The following is an 18,235-nucleotide window of genomic DNA, read 5'->3' as shown; positions in this document are numbered from 1 at the left end:
AATACCCAATCGCGTTTGTCTTCCTCTGCGGTGCTAGCCCCCGCCCGCCCCCCCGCCCCCCCCCCGCGCCCCCCCCCCCCGCGGAGGGGGACGGCGGCGTGGGCGCCGTCGTGTTCCTCCGGCAGGATGTCAGGCTGCGGCCCGGCCGTGTTGGCGCTGCGTCGACAGTTCCTTGTCGCTGCGTCCACTCGTTCCGTGCTCCGGGTGCCGCGGCACCCGCTCGCGCGATTTTTCTCTTCCGATCATCTGCTGGTAACTTCATTCCTCGTCAGCAGGACGAGATCACGGACGTGATCGAAGACCTGCAGGACCAGGCGTCGGTGGTGCAGCGGTAGCACGCCCACTTTCAGTGGGAGGGGTTCGTTCGATTCGGGCCCGGCGCTCCGACTCGCAGGGGCGGAAGTCGTTTTCGACTTCCGCCCCTGCGGTTTTCCGGTGCTTCCCCAGGCGGCACGTCGCAGCTGTGGACCGAGGCGATGTCGGGCATCGAGCGCGGGGCCACCCACGTCTACCGGCCGGCCCCGTCCGGAGTCCGGGTGGGAGGGGGCACGCGCAGCACCGGCAGCGCGGAGAACGCGGCCGCTGCCACGGCGCCCGCGGCGGCCACCACGAGGAGCGTCCAGACGGAGGGGGCGCGGGCGATGCCCGCACCGATGCCGCCCTGCTCGCCCTGCCGGTCGATGAGCCACCGGACGAGCGGGATGCCGGCGGCCGAGCCGACGGCGACCGTGGGCAGGGCGATGGCCGTCCCGCGCACGGCCATCACGACGGCGGACTGGCCCGGGGTCAGGCCGATCGCCCGAAGCAGTCCCAGGTCTCGGCGGCGCTCGTGGAAGCCGGCCGCGGCCGTGGTGAGCAGCTCGACCAGGCAGATGAGGGCGAGCACGACCAGGAGTCCGACCACGCTGGCCCGCAGGGCGTCCGGCCTGGTGACCGGGCCTGCGGGGAGGCGGAGCTCCACCTGTCCGGCGAGGCCGGCGCGGGCGGGAAGGTCGCGCTGGACCTCGGCGGGGTCGTGGCCGGGGCGCAGGGTCAGCCGCCAGAAGCCGGGGTGGGTGGGGTCGCCGGGCCGGTCGAGGGTGTCGAAGCCGGTGGACAGGACGCGACCGCCGTGCTCCGGTTGGAGCTCGCGCCCGACGATGTGCAGGATGCGCGGGGTGCCGCCGGTGGTGAGCCGGACCCACTGGCCGACCCGGGCGCCGAGCAGGTCGAGGGCGCCCTGTCCGGCGACCGCCTCGTCGGTCGCGCGGATCTCCCGGCCCTCGACGACGGTGTACGGGTACGGCGCTTCGGTGGTGCCGACGGCCCGCAGGGTGAGCGTCGCGGACTGGCCGGGCGCGAGGGCCTGCATTTCGGTGCCCGGGTAGACGCCCCGCACGGCGGGGTCGGCGGCCAGGGCGTCGGCGAGCCGAGCGTCGTCGGGGGTCTGTTCGGGGGCGGTCCGGCGGGCCGTGACGGACGGGGCCGTGACCCCGCCGTCGGGCCGGGTGACGGCGTCGAGCGTCGCCCAGGTGCTCAGCGCCAGGGTGGCGGCGACCACCGGGACGGTCAGCCGGACGGCGCTCACAACCAGGCCCGAGCGGCGGCGCAGGACGCTGCCGAGTCCGAACACGAGGCTCGGCGGCAGCCGTCGGAGCGGGCCGAGACGGACCGGCCGGGCCGTCATGGCCGTCGGCCTGGTGCCGTCCGTCGGGGGGACCGGGGCGACCCGGGCGGCGCGCAGGGCGGGCAGGGCGGCGGCGGCCCCGACGGCCACGAGTGCCGCGGCCATGACGGCACCGGTGGCCGCGGTACCTCCGGGGGCGAGCCGGTGCAGCGCGTCGGTCCCGCCGCCGAGCGCCGGGACGGCGTGCACGGCGATCGCCGCGCCGCCGACACCGAGCAGGACACCGGCGCCGGCCAGCAGGAGCTGTTCGACGATGAACATCCAGGCGACCTGGCCCGCGGTGAAGCCGAGCGCCTTGAGCAGGGCGATGTCGCCGGTCCTGGCCCGGATCCGCCCGCCGGCCGCGCCGGCCACCGCGAGGGCGGCGGACAGCAGCGCGGCCAGTCCGCTGAGTCCGAGCAGCAGGCCGGCCAGCCGGTTGTCCTGTTGCCGCGCGGCCCGCGCGTCCAGCCAGGTGGTGATCCGGGACACCCGGTCGGCGCCCAGGACGCTGACCGCCCGCTGGGCCGTGTACCCCGCGTCGGAGGGGTGGGTCAGGCGAAGCCCGACGGTGAGGCCCTGTGCGGCCCGGTCCGGCTGTACCAGGTCGAGGGTGGCGGGGAGGGTCCAGCCGAGGTCGTAGCCCGCGGCCTGGCTGGGCAGCTGGTCGGGGCTGTCCGCGATACCGAGGACCCGCAGTTCGACGGGGGCGCCGTGGCCGTCGAGGACGGTCAGGCGGTCCCCGGGGCGGGCCCAGGCGGCGTCGGCGGCGGACTGTTCGAGCACGATGCCGTGGACGTCGGCGGGATCGAGCCAGGCACCGGAGCGCAACAGCGGCCGGGCCGCACCCGGGGTGTCGCCGCGCAGGACGAGCGTGGTGCGGTCGGCGCGGTCCGCCGCGCCCGTGGGCCCGGCGGCCCCGTCGGCGCGGCGGCCGACCAGCGTGGTCTCGGCCGTGTGCTGGGGCGGTGAGACCGCGAGGACGCCGGGTTCGCGGGCGAGCACGGCGGTGGACGGTTCGTCGGTCCCGCTCGCGGCGGCCGCGGGAGGGCGCAGGTCGATCCTGATGTCGGGCGATCCGGCCTCCCGGAACTGACGCTGCCACGGGTCGGCGGCGGCGCCGAGCAGGGCGCCGGCGAGCAGGAGGGCGGCCGCGGTGCCGCCGGTGGCGAGGACGATCAGCAGGGCGTGGACGCGGTGCGAGCGCAGATCGGCGCGGATCCAGCGGAGGAGGGCGCGCACCCCGTCACCCGCCGAAGTCGATGACGTCGCGGACCCCGTTCGCGCTGCGCCACGCGGCGGGAGGCTCCTCCACGCGGGCGTCGTCGGCGATCCGGCCGTCGAAGAGGCTGACGACCCGGTCGGCGGTGCTCGCCGCCCGGGCGTCGTGGGTGACCAGCACGATGGTGGTGCCCTGCTCGTGGTAGCGGCTGAGCAGGGCGAGGACGTCACGGGTGCTGCGGCTGTCGAGGCTCCCGGTCGGTTCGTCGGCGAGGAGCAGTTGCGGCCGGTTCACCAGCGCGCGGGCCAGGGCGACCCGCTGGCGCTCGCCGCCGGAGAGTTCCCCGGGACCGGCGGTGGCCTTGTCGGAGAGGCCGAGGTCCGCCAGGAGTTCCTGGCGGCGTTCGCGGGCGGTGCGGCCGGACACGCCCGCGAGCACCGCGGTCAGTTCGATGTTGTCGGCGACGGAGAAGTCCGAGAGCAGATTGCCGCTCTGGAAGACGATGCCGTAGTGACGGCGGCGCAGCCGGGCCCAGGCGGCCTCCCCGAGCCGGTCGACCCGGCGGCCGTCGAGCCTCAGCTCGCCCGCGTCGGGCCGCAGCAGACCGCCGAGGAGGTGGAGCAGGGTGGACTTGCCGGCACCCGAGGGGCCGGTGACGGCGACGAACTCGCCCCGGTCGATGCGCAGGCTGATGCCGCGGACCGCGGGTATCAGGGTCGAGCCGCTCAGGTGCGAGCGCACCAGGGCGTCGGCGGCCAGCAGCGGCGGTATCGGCTCCGCGCCGGTCATGTCAGCTCCTCCTGGCAACGCTCCAGCCAGTCGAGGTCGGCCTGCAGGTGCAGGACCGCGCCCTCGATCAGCAGCAGCGAGGTCCGGTTTCCGCGCTCGGTGGCGGCCACCTTGTTGAGTCCGCGCATCATGTTGATGCAGTGCCGGCGCTGGTTGTTGATCAGCGTCAGCTGGTCGGCGAGGTCGGTGCCTTCGGCCAGGATGAGCTTCATGAAGAACTCGTCCCTGACCCTGGGCCCCTCGGTGGGTGCCTCGAACCAGCCGGCGAGTTCCTCGGTGCCCTTCTCCGTGATCTCGTAGACCTTCTTGTCCGGCCTGCCCTCCTGCGTCACCTCGGTGCCGCGGATCAGGCCGGACTTCTCCAGTCGGCTCAGGGTCACGTAGATCTGGCCGATGTTCGGCTGAGGGTACGCCGCGCCGAAGGTCTGCTCAAGCCCCTGCTTGAGCTCGTACCCGTAGGCGGGCTGCCGGGCCAGCAGCGCCAGCAGCTGATGGCGCACCGGGCGTCACCTCTTCCTGTCCGATCGAAGTCGCTGGTTACACCTCGGTCACACAGTACGGGCAGGTGGGCGCCGCTGAGCAGGGAGGCCGTATAAAGGGACGTGCGTCGGCGCCCACCCGCGTCGGCGAAGCGAAGGAGCTCCATGGAAGACCCGCCGCCCACCGGGCCCGACCCGGGCCGCCGGCGCGTGACGCGCGCGCTGGTGGGCGGGGCGGCGGTGCTCGCGGTCGGCGGCGCGTCCGCGTGGTACGGCCTGGCCGGTCGCACCCGAGCGGCGGGCGACCCCGAGGGCGTCGGGCCGGTCACCCTGGCCACCGGCCGGGACACCACGCGCTACCTGCGCGGGCTGCTGGCCGACTGGAACGCCGAGCACCCGGACCAGCCGGCCGAGCTGGTCGAGCTGCCGGAGGCGGCGGACGAGGTGCACGCCCAGCTCGCCGGGGAGCTGTCGGCCGGCGGCAGCCGGTTCGACGTGCTCAACCTCGACGTGGTGTGGACGGCCGAGTTCGCGGCCCGGCGCTGGACCGTGCCGCTGGACGAGTCGGACTTCGCGCTGGACGGCTTCCTGCCGCCGGTCGTCCGCACCGGCCGCTACGACGGGCGGCTGTACGCGGTGCCGTTCGTCGCCAACGCCGCCCTGCTGTACTACCGCAGCGACGTGTTGGCCGCCGCCGGTGAGCCACCGCCCACGACGTGGGCCGAACTGGCGCGGCAGGCGAGGACGCTGGCCCCCGCGCACGGGCTGTCCGGGTACGCGGGCCAGCTGAGCCCGTACGAGGGCCTCGCCGTCAACGCGCTGGAGGCCATCCGCTCGGCCGGCGGGGATCTGCTGTCCGGCGACGGCTCGGTGGTGGTCGACAGCCCGCAGGCCCGCGCCGGGCTGGAGTTCCTGGCCGACGGGGTGCGCGACGGCTGGATCCCCGCCGAGGTGCTCGGTTACCGCGAGGAGGAGTCCCGCGAGGCGTTCGGCCGGGGCGGCCTGCTCTTCCTGCGGAACTGGCCGTACGTCTACCACGCGGTCGGTGCGGCCGGTTCACCGGTGGCGGGGCGGTTCGGTGTGGTGCCGCTGCCCGGCCCGCACGGACCGGGCAGCGGCGTGCTCGGCGGATCGGGGCTGGCGGTCAGCCGGTTCTCCCGACACCAGCGCACCGCGCGGGCGCTGATCGGCTACCTGACGAGCCGCCGGGCACAGTCCCGGGTGCTGACCGACGGGGGACTGCCGCCGGTGTGGGCGGATCTCTACACGGATCCGGAGCTGACCGCCCGGTTCCCGTACCTGCCCGTGCTGCGCACGGCGATCCTGGCGGCCGGGGCGCGCCCGGGCGTGCCGCAGTACCAGCAGTTGAGTCTTGCGTTCAGCGAGACGGCGTTCGAGGTGGTGTCGGGCCGTCGGACCACCGACGCGGCGCTGCCCAGGCTGGCCACCGACCTGCGCGCCATCGTCGGCTGAGCCGGCGTCGGCGGGGGTGTTCCCGCTGCTTGTGACGCGCCTACCTGTGAGTACCTAACGCGCATCTATACCGGAACGGGCTTTCCTGTTCGTCACCCCTGAGAAACCTTGCCAAACAAGGGCTTAACAGCGGCCGTCTCTGCCTGCTATACCTAACGCGAATGCATAACCGTTGGAGTAGCGAGATGCCCACCCCCACCGTCCCCGACGGCGACGCGGTCACCCTTCCGCGCGCTCGGTCCCACGCCCCCGCCGCCCCCGCCGCCCGTGCCTGGTGGCGCGACGCGGTGATCTACCAGATCTACGTGCGCAGCTTCCGCGACACCGACGGCGACGGCGTCGGTGACCTCGCCGGCGTCCGCGAACAGCTGCACCACGTGCGTCAGCTGGGCGCCGACGGCGTCTGGCTCAACCCGTTCTACGCCTCGCCCCAGCACGACCACGGCTACGACATCGCCGACCACTGCGCCGTCGACCCGGTCTACGGAGACCTCGCCGAGTTCGACCGCCTGGTGACGGACTGCCGACTGCTCGGCCTCAAGCTCGTCCTCGACGTCGTGCCCAACCACTGCTCCAGTGAGCACCCGTGGTTCCAGAAGGCGCTGGCCAACGGCCCGGACAGCCCCGAACGGGCACGGTTCCACTTCGCCGACGGCCGCGGTGCGGACGGCGAGCTGCCGCCCAACAACTGGCGGGCCATGTTCGGTGGCCCGGCCTGGACCAGGGTCGTCGAGGCCGACGGCCGGCCCGGTCAGTGGTACCTCCACCTGTTCACCCCGGAGCAGCCCGACTTCAACTGGCGCAATCCCGACGTCGCCGCCCACTTCGAGGAGGTCCTGCGGTTCTGGCTGGACCGCGGCGTGGACGGGTTTCGGATCGACGTGGCGGCCGGCCTGTACAAGCACCCCGAGCTGCCGGACTCGCCCGATCCGGACGCGGACGAGCGCACCCGTGACTCCGTCAACCCGCTGGCCTGGAACCAGCCGGAGGTGCACGGGGTCTGGCGCCGGTGGCGCGCGATCTGCGAGGAGTACACCGCCCGCGACGGCCGCGAGCGGCTGCTGGTCGGCGAGGCCTCCGTGCCCACCCCCGCGGAGCAGGCGCTGTACGTGCGCCCCGACGAACTGCACCAGGCCTTCTTCTTCCACCTGTTGCACGCACCGTGGGGCCTCGCGCACTTCCACCGGGTCATCGACGACGCGGTGCGGGACATCACCGCCACCGGATCGACGGTCACCTGGGTGCTCAACAACCACGACCAGATCCGCACGGTGAGCCGCTTCGCGGGGGAGGACCGGGCCCTCGGCCCCGCCCGGGCCGCGGCGGCAGCCCTGCTGATGCTGGCCCTGCCCGGAGCCGCCTACATCTACCAGGGCGAGGAGCTCGGGCTGCCCGAAGTCCTTGACCTGCCCGACGAGTTGATCACCGACCCGATTTTCCGCCGGACCGGCAGCAGGGCCGGAATCCGCGACGGCTGCCGGATACCGCTGCCCTGGTCGGGCGCCGAGGCGCCGTTCGGCTTCAGCCCGCCGGACGCCCCGGCCGCGCCCTGGCTCCCGCAGCCGGCCGCGTTCGCCGCCCACACCGCAGAGCGGCAGCGGGCCGACGCCGGATCCGTGTTCCACCTGTACCGCACCGCCCTGCAGTTGCGCCGGGAACTCCCCCAGCTCGGCGAGGGCACGCTGCGGTGGCTGGAGACCCCGCCCGGGGTGCTCGCGTTCGTCCGCGGCGAGGGCCTGGTGTGCGCCGTCAACTTCGGCGACGCCCCCGCGCCGGCCCCGGTCCCCGGCCCGCCGCTGCTGGCCAGCGGCCCGTGCGGTGACGGCGTCCTGCCGCCGGCCACCGCCGCTTGGTGGATCAACCCCACCTCCGTCAGCCGGATCTGACGGAATGCCCGTTGGTTCCGCCTCCGTGAAACCCGCCTCCCTGTATCCCACCTCGGTGAATCCCACCCACCCCACGTAAGGAAGCCTCGACGATGAGACTCCGCAACACCCTCCCCACCCTGGCCGCCTCCGTCGTCCTCGCCGCCACCGCGACCGCCTGCGGCAGCGGCGGCGGTGGCACCGCCGCAGGCTCCGCCACCCAGGAGCTCAAGGGCCAGAGCCTGACCGTCGCCGCCGTCTGGAGCGGCACCGAGCAGGAGAACTTCAAGAAGGTGCTGGACGCCTTCACCGCCAAGACCGGCGCCACCGTCAGCTACACCTCCACCGGTGACAACCTCTCCACCGTGGTCGGCAGCAAGATCGAGGGCGGCGACCCGATGGACGTCGTCATGGTCGCCCAGCCCGGCGTGATCAAGCAGTTCGCCGACAAGGGCTGGCTGGCGCCGCTCTCACCCGCCGTCACCGACGCCGCGAAGAAGAACTACGCCGGCATCTGGTCCAGCCTCGGCACCGTCAACGGCGCACAGTACGGCCTCTACTTCAAGGCCGCCGACAAGTCGACCGTCTGGTACAACCCCACCGCCTTCCAGAACGCCGGCGTCCAGCCCCCGGCCACCTTCGACGACCTGCTCAAGGCCGGCCGGACGCTCTCCGACTCGGGCACCCCGGCCTTCACGATCGGCGGCCAGGCCGGCTGGACCCTCACCGACTGGTTCGAGAACGTCTACCTCTCCCAGGCCGGGCCCGAGCTCTACGACAAGCTCACCCGACACGAGATCCCGTGGACCGATCCGTCCGTGATCAAGGCCCTCACCACCCTCGGCAAGGTCTTCGGTGACCAGCAGCTCGTCGCGGGTGGCGGACAGGGCGCGCTGCAGACCGACTTCCCCACCTCCGTCCAGCAGGTCTTCGGGGCCCAGCCCAAGGCCGCCATGACCTACGAGGGCGACTTCGTCGGCGGTGTCATCACCTCCGAGCTGAAGAAGCAGGTCGGCACCGACGCCAAGGTGTTCCCCTTCCCCGCCGTGGACGGCGGCAAGGCCCCCGTGATGGGCGCGGGCGACGCGGCGGTCGTCCTCAAGGGTGCCAAGCACCCCGAGGCCGCGCAGAAGTTCGTCGAGTTCCTGGCCGGACCCGAGGCCGCGGCCGTCTGGGCCAAGGCCGGCGGCTTCATCTCGCCCAACAAGGCCGTCGACCCGTCCGTCTACCCCGACGACACCACCCGGCAGTTCGCCAAGTCGGTGATCGACGCCGGCGACGCGTTCCGCTTCGACATGTCGGACCAGGCCCCCGCCGCGTTCGGCGGCACCGCGGGCCAGGGCGAGTGGAAGGACCTCCAGGACTTCCTCGCCAACCCCTCCGACGTCCAGGGCGCCGCGGCCAAGCTCGAAGCCGACGCGGCCAAGGCGTACAAGGGCTGATCCACCATGTCTCTGCGCTCACCTCGCAGGGACCGGGCATCCGGTGGCGCGCTCCGGCGCCACCGGGGCCTCGCCCTGCTCCTCGTCCTGCCCGCCCTGCTGCTGCTCGGCGCCCTCGTCGTCTACCCCATCGGCTACTCGGTCGCCCGCAGCCTCTTCGACGCCTCCGGGCGCCACTTCGTCGGGCTCGACAACTACGGCACCGCCTTCACCGACCACGCAACCCTCACCGCCGTGCGCAACAACGCGATCTGGGTCGCCGTCGCCCCGGCACTGGTGACCGCGATCGGCCTGGTGTTCGCGGTGCTCACCGAGAAGGTCCGCTGGGCCACCGCGTTCAAGCTGCTCGTCTTCATGCCGATGGCGATCTCCTTCCTCGCCGCCGGAATCATCTTCCGCACGGTCTACGACGCGGACCCGCACCGCGGTGTGCTCAACGCCGCCGCGGTGGCGGTCCATGACACCTTCACCGACGAGCCCTCCTACCCGGGCGCCCGGCCGCGCCCCGGAACCGGCCTCGACCGAGCCGAGGGCGGCGACGTCAAGGCGGCGGCCACCACCCGCGTCGTGCTGCTGCCACTGGTCGGCGTGCAGCCCGGCTCGCTCCCGGCCACCGCCCGCCCGGCCCAGCAGCCGGCCGACGGCGACGGGGTCAGCGGCACGGTGTTCCTGGACTTCGTCCCGGGCGGCGGCGGCCACCCCGGCCGGCTGGACACCGGGAAGAAGGGCCTGCCCGGGATCAAGGTCCAACTCCGGGACGGTGACCGGACGGTCGCCACCACGACCACGGCCGACGACGGAACCTTCCGGTTCTCCGCCGCCCCGTCCGCCACCACCTCGGTGGTCCTGCCGGCCGCCGACTTCGCCGCCCCCTACCGCGGCGTCGACTGGCTCGGGCCCACCTTCGTCACCCCCGCCGTCATCGGCGCCTACATCTGGATCTGGGCCGGCTTCGCCATGGTCATCATCGCCGGCGGCCTCGCCAACCTGCCCCGCGAGACCATCGAAGCGGCCCGGATCGACGGCGCGACCGAATGGCAGATCTTCCGCCGCATCACCGTGCCCCAACTCGCCCCGGTCCTCGGCGTCGTGTTCATCACGATGGTCATCAACGTGATGAAGATCTTCGACCTCGTGTACATCATCGCGCCCGGACCGGTACAGCAGGACGCCGGCGTCCTCGCGCTCCGGCTCTACCTGGTCTCCTTCGGCGGCGGCAACGACCAGGGCCTCGGCAGCGCGCTCAGCGTCCTGCTGCTCCTCCTGGTCGTCCCGGTGATGCTCCTCAACGTCCGACGCTTCCGAGGGAGCCGCGCATGACCACCACCCAAGCGGCTCCGGCCGCCCCGACCACCACCGCCCCCGGACCGACCGGCCGGCCCGCCGTGCCGCTCACGACCCGACTCGCCGCCCTCACCCGCAGCGGCGTCGTCCAGGCCGTACTGATCGTCGCCGCCGTGGCCTGGCTGATGCCCACCGTCGGCCTGCTGGTCTCCTCCCTGCGGCACAAGCAGTCCGCCGCGACCGGCGGCTGGTGGACGGCGCTGACCGACCCCGCCCAGCTGACCCTGCAGAACTACACCGCGCTGCTCGGCGGCGGCGACGTCCCCAAGGCGCTGTGGAACACCGTGCTCATCAGCGTCCCGGCGACCCTGCTGACCGTCGCCCTCGCCGCAGGCGCCGGGTACGCCTTCGCGTGGATGCGCTTCCCGGGCCGCGACGCCGTCTTCCTCGGCGTGGTCGGGCTGCTGGTCGTGCCGGTGCAGGTCGGCCTCATTCCGGTCGCCAAACTCGAAGGCGCCGTCGGGCTGTTCGGCACCATCCCCGGTGTGGTGCTGTTCCACGTCGGCTACGGGCTGCCGTTCGCCGTCTTCCTGATGCGCAACCAGTTCCTGGAGATCCCGGCGGAGCTCCTGGAGGCGGCGCGAATGGACGGCTGCGGGGAGTGGCGGATCTTCCGCACCCTCGCCCTGCCGCTGGCCGCGCCGGCCGTCGCCTCGCTGTGCATCTTCCAGTTCCTCTGGGTCTGGAACGACATGTTGGTCGCGCTGATCTTCGCCGGCAACGACTCGCAGCCGCTGACCGTCTACCTGCAGTCCCAGATGCGGCAGTTCGGCAGCAACATGGACATCCTCGCCCCCGGCGCGTTCCTGTCGCTCCTGGTCCCCGTGGTGGTGTTCCTGTGTTTCCAGCGGTTCTTCGTCCAGGGCGCGATGGCGGGGTCCGTGAAGTGAAGACCGCCAGGGCGGCGCCGGGCGCCGGGCCGGTGCCGCCCGCGCTCGGCTCCCCGGGCGGGACGGGCACGGGCAGACGGACCCCTTCGTCGCGTCACTGCGCGCGGACGATGACCACCGGGCAGTCGGCGTGCTGCGCGCAGCGCGTGCTCACCGAGCCGAGCAGCGCCCGGGTGAAACCGCCGTGGCCGTGGGTGCCCACCACCAGGACCTCGGCGCCCTGTGACGCGTCCAGGAGGACGTCGGAGGGGTCGCCCATGACCAACGACCGCCGGACCTGGACCGGTTGGTCCTCGCCGAGCACGGTGTGGAGTTCATCGGCGAACCGCCGCTCGGCCAGCTCCCGGTCGAAGGCGGTGTCGACCACCGGCGCCGACCAGCCGAAGTGGCTCGGCGGCTCCCACGCGCCCACCGCGTCCACGACCCCGCCGATCAGCTCGGCATGCCGGACCGCCCAGCGCAGCGCGGCGTGCGACGACGGCGAGCCGTCGACGCCGACCACGACGCGGGGACCGGAGTCGTTCGCGTTCATCTGTACCGTCCTGTCGGTCGTCGCCCCTCCCACCACGGTGCGGGCCGCTCGACACCACCGCCAGTACGGCCCGGCAGCCGGGTGACGGCGGCGGCAGGTCCCGGCCCCCGGTGACCACCCCGCTGAACGACCCCGAAGCCCGCGCCGGCTCCTGCCTCGGCGCGGGCCGGGGCCGGTGCGGTGCGCGGCTCACAGCTCGGGCGCTGCCGCTTCGGCCAGGGTTACCAGGGCCACGGCGACCCCGCCGACGCCGCGAACTTCCGCTGCGGCCCCGCCTCCCGGGGCCGACCCGGCCCCTCATCACCGCGGCCCGCGCCCGCCCGAGGGGTGCGGGCCGCGTTCGTCACGGTCCCCGAGCCGAGCGGGCGGCTGCACTCGGCCGCATTCAGTCATACGACCGATCCCACCAGGCGCCGCCCACCCGACGCCGGAGCGGTCACCGCATGTCGCCGAGGGTCGTCACCACGCTCGGAGGACCAGCCGTGATCCGCACTCCCGTCGTGTCCGTGATCGGCCGACACGCGGGTGTTCGTCCGATCACACCCCGTCACGCGGGGGCGATGCCCCGCAGGAGGGTGGCGACGACCAGGTCCGCCGCCGGGCCGGTCGGCAGGTCAGGCGTCTGACGCACCACCAGGTGCATGAGCTGGGGGAGCAGGGCGGCGGCCCAACCCGGGGGGAGGTCGGCGCGCAGCAGGCCTTCGCCGGTGGCGCGCCGGAGGAAGACGTCGACTTCGGCGACCGAGGCGTCGCGGCGCTTGCGGGACTCGTCATCGGCGAGCATCCGGGCCAGGTCCACCGGCCAGGTCCGGTTGACCTCGATGATGTTCTCCACGTAGCGGTGCAAGGCCACGGCCACGGGGGCCTCGCGCAGGCGGGCGTCGGCGATGGCCTGTTCGACGGCCTCCAGACGTGCGGCGTAGATCGCCGCGAGGAGGTCCTCACGCGAGGCGAAGCGCCGGTAGACGGTCCGCCTGTCCACCCCCGCCTCGGCGGCGATGCTCGCGATGCTCGCGGCCGGGTCCGCGGCGAGCATCCGCGCCCCCGTGGTCAGTACCGCTTCGATGTTCCGCGCAGCATCAGCCCTCACGGGGGGCGAGTTTATCGGCCCGACCGCGCCGTCCCCCCGTGCCGGGGGCACGAGGGGGACGGCGAGGGGGCTGGCCGGGGCGGCCCGGGGGCCTGCGGCCCCTGCGCGATCCAGACACCACAGATCAAGAGTGAAACACCCCGGCCGCCGTCACGCTGTGAGCCGGAACACAGTTGAGGTTGACCTTGGGTCAGGGTGGAGGCTCGTCGCAACGGCCCGACGCCGACGCGGGCACACCAGATCCGAAGGAGCAACATGTCCATCACCCTTCCCGGTCAGGAGCAGGATCGCCCGGAGCTGCAGAAGGCGATCGAGGAGATCGTCGAGTCCGGTCTTCTCGGGGTGCAACTGCGGGTGAACGACGAGCAAGGCGAGTGGGTCGGCAGCGCCGGGACGCGCGAGCTGGGCCAGAGCGCGAAGCCACTGACCGACGGGCACTTCCGCATCGGCAGCAGCACCAAGAACTTCATCGCGACCGCGGTGCTCATGCTGGTGGCCGAGGGCAGGATCGGCCTGGACACCCCGGCCGGTGACCACCTGCCCGGGTTCAGGCTGGACCGGCGGATCACGGTGCGGATGCTGCTGCAGCACACCAGCGGGATCTTCAGCCACACCGGCGAGCTCTACGAGGACGGGACGGTCGCGCTTGGGGTCCCCTGGCGGGGCAAGGAGTGGGTGGACAAGCGATTCCACGCCTACCTGCCCGAGGAACTGGTGCGGCTGTCGTTGTCCAAGCCGGCGCGGTTCGCGCCGGGGGCGGGCTGGAGCTACTCCAACACCAACTACGTGCTGGCCCGGCTGGTGATCGAGAGCGTCACCGGCCGGTCGTTCGCCGAGGAGCTGCAGCGACTGATCCTGGGGCCGCTGGGGATGACCGGCACCGTGGCGCCGGGCACCTCGCCGGAGATCCCCGAGCCCCACAACCACGGCTACTACCGCTACGAGGACGCCGGGCAGGAGAAGACGGTCGATGTCACCCGCCACAACCCCTCCTGGGTTGCGGCCGGCGGCGACATGATCTCGACCACTCGGGACCTGCACACGTACTTCTCCGCGCTGATGGGCGGCAGGCTCCTGCCGGCCGGACTGCTGGCCGAGATGCGTACCCCGGAGGCGACGATCGGCTACGGCCTGGGGGTGTTCGCACAGGACCTGGGCCCGGGCGGCGGCACCGTCTTCCACCACAACGGCGCCACCATAGGCTCGGCCGCGCTGATGTACAGCACGCCCGATGGCCGCACCACCCTGACCGCCGGGCTGACCTACGTGGACGACGCCGACATGTCCGTAGCACCGGTATTCCAGACCGCCCAACAGCGGCTCGTCGGCGAGGTGTTCGGCGGCGGGCAGGCCGATCCGGCGCTGCCGACGGGCTGAACGCCCAAAGCCCGTACGCTTCGGGGGCCGGCCCCTTCCGGTCGTGCGTCAGACAGCACGCGAACCCGGGCCGCGCCGGGCCGGTCGGTCTCGGGCGCGGCCCCTCCACCTGCTCGGCCGCGCTGTGCGTCGTGGCCGAGCCCGAGCACGAGGCAGGCTGAGCGGATGACGAGCGGGGTCACGATCGGGCAGGCGGCGGCGTTCGTCGGCGTCACGGTGAAGACGGTGCGGCACTACCACCAGCATGGGCTGGTCGACGAGCCGCAGCGCGACGCCTCCGGCTACCGGCGGTACGGATCGGAGGAACTGCTGCGGCTGGTGCAGGTCCGGACGCTGGCCGCCGCCGGGGTGCCGCTGGCCGAGATCGGGCCGCTGCTCGACGCCGACGCCGGCCAGTTCGCCGATGCCCTCGCCGACGTCGCGCGGCAGCTCACCGAACGGATCGCGGACCTGGTCGCGCGCCTCGACATGCTGCACCGGCTCGCCGACGGCGACCGGGCCCTGCTGCCCGAGCGCGCCTGCACGATCCTGGGCCGGATGCCCGGCCTCGGCTTCGGCCCCGACTACGTGGCCGCGCAACGCGAGGCCCTGGTACTGGCCCGGGTGCTGGTGCCGGAGGGCTTCGACGGCTTCCTCACCCAGCTCGAACACCGGCTGGAGGACCCCGAGTACATCGAGCTGGCCAAGCGTGGCCAGGAGGCCGAGACCTGGGAACCGGACGACCCGAGGATCGAAGAACTCGCGACCGCCATGGCCGACCACTACCTCGCCAACCCCGAGCTGCTGGGAGACCCCACCAGCCAGCGGGCCTGGACCAAGGCCTCCACCCAGTACCGGCTGATCAATAACCACCGCGGGGACCAGGCTCCGGTCTCAGCCCGTCTGACCGCGCTCACCGAGGCCAGACTCCGCTCCGCAGGCGTACCCATCCCACGCCAATGACGGAGGCCTTGCGGCCAGTCGGTGCCGCCGGTGCGGATCTGCGGTGCCCGCTACCCCGTCAACGCCTTCCGGTACTGCACGCTGCCGGCCGGGCGCGAGCAGGCTAGTGACTTCGGCGGCCGGCACCGCCGGCCCCTCGTAGTCGGATGACGGTCGCCGCCGACGACCGTCACGCCCCCGGTGAAGGACACAAGGTGTCCTAAGGCAAACGACGTGTCCGGGTGGTTACCTGTTCGCAGCAGGCCGGCTGGCGGGATCGGCGCGTCGGGGCAGAGGCTGGTACCGAGCAGGACCGGGCCGCTGGGTGTTCGGCCGTGAGACAGAGGCAGAGGGCCATGACACGTTTCCTCGACAGACCGGAGCGGGTGTCGAGGCGGTCGAGCCGAAGGGCCGGTCTCGCCGCAGTCGCGCTGGGCGGTACGGTGCTGGTCGCCGCCGGGTGCGGTTCGTCGGGCACGACGTCGTCCACCACGCCGTCGCCTCCGTTCTCGCCGAACGCTAGCTCGTTCTCGGGTGAGCTCCCCTCCTCGGTCGCCTCGGCCAAGGCCTCGTTGCTGGAGTCGGCGTCGGCCGCCGCCTCCCAGGCCATGGCCTCGCTGTCGTCGGCGGCTGCTTCGTTCGAGGCGTCCGTCTCGGCCCAGGTGGCCGCCGGCCGCGCCCAGGCGCAGGCGGTCCTGTCGAAGACCGAGGGTGCGGGCAACGCGATGTCGGACGTCACGCTCACCGGTCTACCCAAGGCCCAGGCCGCGGGCTTCAACGCCGCACTGGTGACGGTGGTGAACAGCACGGCCTCGACGGCGTCGTACGCGATCAAGGTCGAGTTCCTCGACGAGACCGGCACGGTGGTGGACAGCTCCTACCTGGGGGTCGATGCCCTCGGCTCGGGGGCGAAGGCCGCCCCGATCGCCTTCAGCCCGATCGACCGGGACAAGGCGCTGATCGCCAGAGTGGCCCAGGCGCAGCGGTACTGAGCCGACGGACGGCGCCGCCCCGTCGCGGTTGCCGGGCCGTCCGTCCTCCCGTTGCGCGATCACGGGCCCACCGGGCGTGGCCATCCGGGCACGCTTGACATCGCCGCTCGTTCGGAATGAATATTCATTCCGTGCCTCGACATCACGACACCCCCCAGCTCCTCCTCGACGCCGCGATCGCGCTCTTCGCCGAGCGCACCTACGAGGGCACCCAGATGCCCGCCGTGGCGGCGCGGGCGGGGGTCGGGGTGGGCAGCATCTACCGGTACTTCCCCAGCAAGGAAGCGCTCGGCAACGCCGCCTTCCAGGACGCCAAGCGTGACCTGTTGGCCCACCTCGCCGAGGCCACGGCGGCGCCCGCCGAGTCGATCAGGGCGGAGTTCGCACAGTTCTGGGCCGGGTTCACCGGTTTCGCGGGCAGTCGACCGGCCGCCTTCGTCTTCCTGGAGCACCAGCAGCACGACACCTTCCTGGACGAGGAGAGCCGCGCCCTGGCGGCCGAACTCGACCGAATCGCAGCCGACTTCATCGAGCGCGGCCAGCGGGCCGGGGCGATCCGCGAGGGTGAGCCGCAGTTCCTGGTGGCGCTCGCGCTCGGTGCCTTCGCGGGGCTGCTCCGGGCGATCCGGCCCGCCGCCGTCACCGACCTTCCCCCCGTCGAGCGCGACCGGGCCGAGCAGGCCGTCTGGTCCCTCCTCAGCGCAAAGGACTCCTGAGATGCCCAAGACCGTCCTGATCACCGGCTGCTCCTCCGGAATGGGCCGGCAGACCGCGCTGGCGCTGCACGGTCTCGGCCACCGGGTGTACGCCACCGCGCGCCGTCCCGAGGTGATCGCCGACCTGGCCGCCCAGGGTATGGCCACCCTCGCGCTGGACGTCACGGACGAGGCCTCGATGGTCGCAGCCGTCCGGGAGGTCGAGCGGCGGGAGGGCCCGATCGACCTGCTGATCAACAACGCCGCGTACGGGCTGCACCAGCCCGTCGAGTCGGCGGACCCGGCCGAGGTGCGGGCGCAGTTCGACACCAACGTGTTCGGGCTGGTCCGGCTGACTCAGCTGGTGCTGCCGGGCATGCGCTCCGCCGGACGCGGCCGGATCGTCAACATCTCCTCGATGGCGGGCCGCTTCTCCCCGCCCGGCGGCGCCTTCTACCACGCCAGCAAGCACGCCGTGGAGGCGATCAGCGACTCGCTGCGGCTGGAGGTGGCGCCGTTCGGCATCGACGTGGTGGTGGTCCAGCCCGGCCCCACCATCACCGAGTTCGCGGGCACGGCGGTGGACACCATGGCCGCACCGCCGGCGCCCGGCGACCCGTACGGCACCTTCCGCGCCGAGCTCGCCGACATGTACGCCCACAAGAGCTTCACCCGGCGCAACGGCGCGGTGCCGGCGGAGGCGGCCACCCGGGTCATCGTGCGGGCCGCCACCACCGCGCGGCCGCGCGCCCGGTACGCCATCGGCGGGCTCTCCCGGGTGGTGATGACGGCCCGTCGGCTGCTGCCCGACGCCGCGTTCGACGCGGTGATGCGCCGCAGCTTCCCACTGCCGCGACCGGCCGCGTCCGCCCGCTGACGCCGCTCGCCGCTCGGCTTCGCGCCCGGTTTCCCACCGCCCGCACCGGAGGCCGGGTGAGGGCGGTCGTCGGTGACCGGATCCCGGAATCGTGGGCGGGGGCGGGCCGGTTGTCGTACCGTCCTGGGCCATGGACCTCGACTTCGCCACCCGCTTCGCCCAGGACTGGGCCGCCGCCTGGAACTCGCACGACCTGGAGCGCATCCTCGCCCACTTCACCGAGGACATCGTCTTCGCCTCGCCACGGATCGTCGAGATCATCGGCGACCCGGCCGGCGAGGTGCGCGGCAAGGACGCCCTTCGCGCCTACTGGGCCAAGGGGCTGGAGTACCTGCCCGATCTGCACTTCACCGTGGAGGACGTCCGTGCCTCCGTCGACACGCTCGTCATCAACTACCGCGACGAGCGCGGGCAGGCCGTCGCCGAGGTCCTCGCCTTCCGCGACGGCCTGGTCTGCCGCGGCTTCGGCGCGTACGGGCCGGAGGCGTGAGCCGGTCGGGCGGCCCCCGGGGGCGCGCCCGGCGGCCCCCCCGCGCCAGCCCCGGGGGGGGGCCCGGGCCGGGCCGCCCCGCCGCCCCGGCCGCCCGGGGGCACCCGGGCGG

At 73.2% G+C, this 18,235-nt stretch carries 16 protein-coding genes and 1 tRNA gene; 12 read left to right on the top strand and 5 right to left on the bottom strand.

The window, feature by feature from the left end:
• Window positions 1–314: 314 nt before the first annotated feature.
• Window positions 315–383: transfer RNA gene (locus ABZW30_RS43655), tRNA-Glu, on the top strand.
• A 125-nt stretch (window positions 384–508) separates the two neighbouring features.
• Here the strand turns inward: ABZW30_RS43655 and ABZW30_RS43650 are convergent.
• From ABZW30_RS43650 to ABZW30_RS43640, 3 genes are read right to left on the bottom strand one after another with little or no spacing between them, the layout of a single operon-like run.
• The gene (locus ABZW30_RS43650) at window positions 509–2,887 is read right to left on the bottom strand and encodes an FtsX-like permease family protein (RefSeq protein ID WP_355676891.1); all 2,379 of its coding nucleotides are present in this window, start codon (window positions 2,885–2,887) and stop codon (window positions 509–511) included.
• Window positions 2,888–2,891: 4 nt separating this feature from the next.
• Window positions 2,892–3,656, bottom strand: a complete 765-nt coding sequence (locus tag ABZW30_RS43645; RefSeq protein ID WP_355676890.1) for an ABC transporter ATP-binding protein — start codon at window positions 3,654–3,656, stop codon at window positions 2,892–2,894.
• Complete coding sequence (locus ABZW30_RS43640) at window positions 3,653–4,156, bottom strand: PadR family transcriptional regulator (protein ID WP_355676889.1); 504 nt, start codon at window positions 4,154–4,156, stop codon at window positions 3,653–3,655. Before ABZW30_RS43640 ends, ABZW30_RS43645 begins: the two co-directional genes overlap by 4 nt.
• A 144-nt stretch (window positions 4,157–4,300) precedes the next feature.
• On the opposite strand from ABZW30_RS43640, the gene ABZW30_RS43635 reads away from it, so the two are divergent.
• The 5 genes from ABZW30_RS43635 (at window position 4,301) to ABZW30_RS43615 (ending at window position 11,149) form a co-directional block, all read left to right on the top strand.
• Entirely contained in the window at window positions 4,301–5,608 is a 1,308-nt protein-coding gene (locus ABZW30_RS43635) for an ABC transporter substrate-binding protein (protein WP_355676888.1), read from the top strand.
• A 185-nt stretch (window positions 5,609–5,793) separates the two neighbouring features.
• Window positions 5,794–7,494, top strand: a complete 1,701-nt coding sequence (locus tag ABZW30_RS43630; RefSeq protein WP_355676887.1) for a glycoside hydrolase family 13 protein — start codon at window positions 5,794–5,796, stop codon at window positions 7,492–7,494.
• Between the two features lie 92 nt (window positions 7,495–7,586).
• Window positions 7,587–8,915, top strand: coding sequence for an extracellular solute-binding protein (locus ABZW30_RS43625; RefSeq protein WP_355676886.1), 1,329 nt, complete (start codon window positions 7,587–7,589; stop codon window positions 8,913–8,915).
• A gap of 6 nt (window positions 8,916–8,921) precedes the next feature.
• A complete protein-coding gene (locus ABZW30_RS43620) occupies window positions 8,922–10,235 on the top strand; it encodes a sugar ABC transporter permease (protein ID WP_355676885.1) in 1,314 nt (437 codons plus the stop codon).
• Window positions 10,232–11,149: a carbohydrate ABC transporter permease gene (locus ABZW30_RS43615; protein ID WP_355676884.1), complete on the top strand. Its 918-nt coding sequence runs from the start codon at window positions 10,232–10,234 to the stop codon at window positions 11,147–11,149. Before ABZW30_RS43620 ends, ABZW30_RS43615 begins: the two co-directional genes overlap by 4 nt.
• Before the next feature lie 94 nt (window positions 11,150–11,243).
• Here ABZW30_RS43615 and ABZW30_RS43610 read toward each other — a convergent pair whose 3' ends face one another.
• Window positions 11,244–11,681, bottom strand: coding sequence for a universal stress protein (locus ABZW30_RS43610; protein WP_355676883.1), 438 nt, complete (start codon window positions 11,679–11,681; stop codon window positions 11,244–11,246).
• A 547-nt stretch (window positions 11,682–12,228) separates the two neighbouring features.
• Entirely contained in the window at window positions 12,229–12,717 is a 489-nt protein-coding gene (locus ABZW30_RS43605) for a TetR family transcriptional regulator (RefSeq protein ID WP_355676892.1), read from the bottom strand.
• Window positions 12,718–13,026: 309 nt separating this feature from the next.
• Between ABZW30_RS43605 and ABZW30_RS43600 the strand changes: the two genes are divergently transcribed.
• From ABZW30_RS43600 to ABZW30_RS43575, 6 genes are all read left to right on the top strand, one after another.
• Window positions 13,027–14,148: a serine hydrolase domain-containing protein gene (locus ABZW30_RS43600; protein WP_355676882.1), complete on the top strand. Its 1,122-nt coding sequence runs from the start codon at window positions 13,027–13,029 to the stop codon at window positions 14,146–14,148.
• A gap of 165 nt (window positions 14,149–14,313) precedes the next feature.
• On the top strand, window positions 14,314–15,090 hold the full coding sequence (locus ABZW30_RS43595) for a MerR family transcriptional regulator (RefSeq protein WP_355676881.1): 777 nt from the start codon (window positions 14,314–14,316) through the stop codon (window positions 15,088–15,090).
• Between the two features lie 335 nt (window positions 15,091–15,425).
• A complete protein-coding gene (locus ABZW30_RS43590; RefSeq protein ID WP_355676880.1) occupies window positions 15,426–16,061 on the top strand; it encodes a hypothetical protein in 636 nt (211 codons plus the stop codon).
• A 131-nt stretch (window positions 16,062–16,192) separates the two neighbouring features.
• Entirely contained in the window at window positions 16,193–16,777 is a 585-nt protein-coding gene (locus ABZW30_RS43585; RefSeq protein ID WP_355676879.1) for a TetR/AcrR family transcriptional regulator, read from the top strand.
• A 1-nt stretch (window position 16,778) separates the two neighbouring features.
• Window positions 16,779–17,633, top strand: coding sequence for an SDR family NAD(P)-dependent oxidoreductase (locus ABZW30_RS43580; RefSeq protein ID WP_355676878.1), 855 nt, complete (start codon window positions 16,779–16,781; stop codon window positions 17,631–17,633).
• Window positions 17,634–17,763: 130 nt separating this feature from the next.
• Entirely contained in the window at window positions 17,764–18,123 is a 360-nt protein-coding gene (locus ABZW30_RS43575; protein WP_355676877.1) for a nuclear transport factor 2 family protein, read from the top strand.
• The last annotated feature ends 112 nt before the right edge of the window (window positions 18,124–18,235 follow it).

Source organism: Kitasatospora sp. NPDC004669, from assembly GCF_040609455.1.
Classification (GTDB): Bacteria; Actinomycetota; Actinomycetes; order Streptomycetales; family Streptomycetaceae; genus Kitasatospora.
The sequence above is the reverse complement of the archived record's forward strand: the minus strand, read 5'-3'. Positions and strand labels throughout refer to the sequence as shown.

Bases quoted from the DNA above. Each gene is read 5' to 3' on its own strand.
- ABZW30_RS43645 (WP_355676890.1), bottom strand. From the start codon at position 3,656: ATGACCGGCGCGGAGCCGATACCGCCGCTGCTGGCCGCCGACGCCCTG.
- ABZW30_RS43635 (WP_355676888.1), top strand. From the start codon at position 4,301: ATGGAAGACCCGCCGCCCACCGGGCCCGACCCGGGCCGCCGGCGCGTG.
- ABZW30_RS43630 (WP_355676887.1), top strand. From the start codon at position 5,794: ATGCCCACCCCCACCGTCCCCGACGGCGACGCGGTCACCCTTCCGCGC.
- ABZW30_RS43625 (WP_355676886.1), top strand. From the start codon at position 7,587: ATGAGACTCCGCAACACCCTCCCCACCCTGGCCGCCTCCGTCGTCCTC.
- ABZW30_RS43620 (WP_355676885.1), top strand. From the start codon at position 8,922: ATGTCTCTGCGCTCACCTCGCAGGGACCGGGCATCCGGTGGCGCGCTC.
- ABZW30_RS43615 (WP_355676884.1), top strand. From the start codon at position 10,232: ATGACCACCACCCAAGCGGCTCCGGCCGCCCCGACCACCACCGCCCCC.
- ABZW30_RS43610 (WP_355676883.1), bottom strand. From the start codon at position 11,681: ATGAACGCGAACGACTCCGGTCCCCGCGTCGTGGTCGGCGTCGACGGC.
- ABZW30_RS43605 (WP_355676892.1), bottom strand. From the start codon at position 12,717: ATGCTCGCCGCGGACCCGGCCGCGAGCATCGCGAGCATCGCCGCCGAG.
- ABZW30_RS43600 (WP_355676882.1), top strand. From the start codon at position 13,027: ATGTCCATCACCCTTCCCGGTCAGGAGCAGGATCGCCCGGAGCTGCAG.
- ABZW30_RS43595 (WP_355676881.1), top strand. From the start codon at position 14,314: ATGACGAGCGGGGTCACGATCGGGCAGGCGGCGGCGTTCGTCGGCGTC.
- ABZW30_RS43590 (WP_355676880.1), top strand. From the start codon at position 15,426: ATGACACGTTTCCTCGACAGACCGGAGCGGGTGTCGAGGCGGTCGAGC.
- ABZW30_RS43580 (WP_355676878.1), top strand. From the start codon at position 16,779: ATGCCCAAGACCGTCCTGATCACCGGCTGCTCCTCCGGAATGGGCCGG.
- ABZW30_RS43575 (WP_355676877.1), top strand. From the start codon at position 17,764: ATGGACCTCGACTTCGCCACCCGCTTCGCCCAGGACTGGGCCGCCGCC.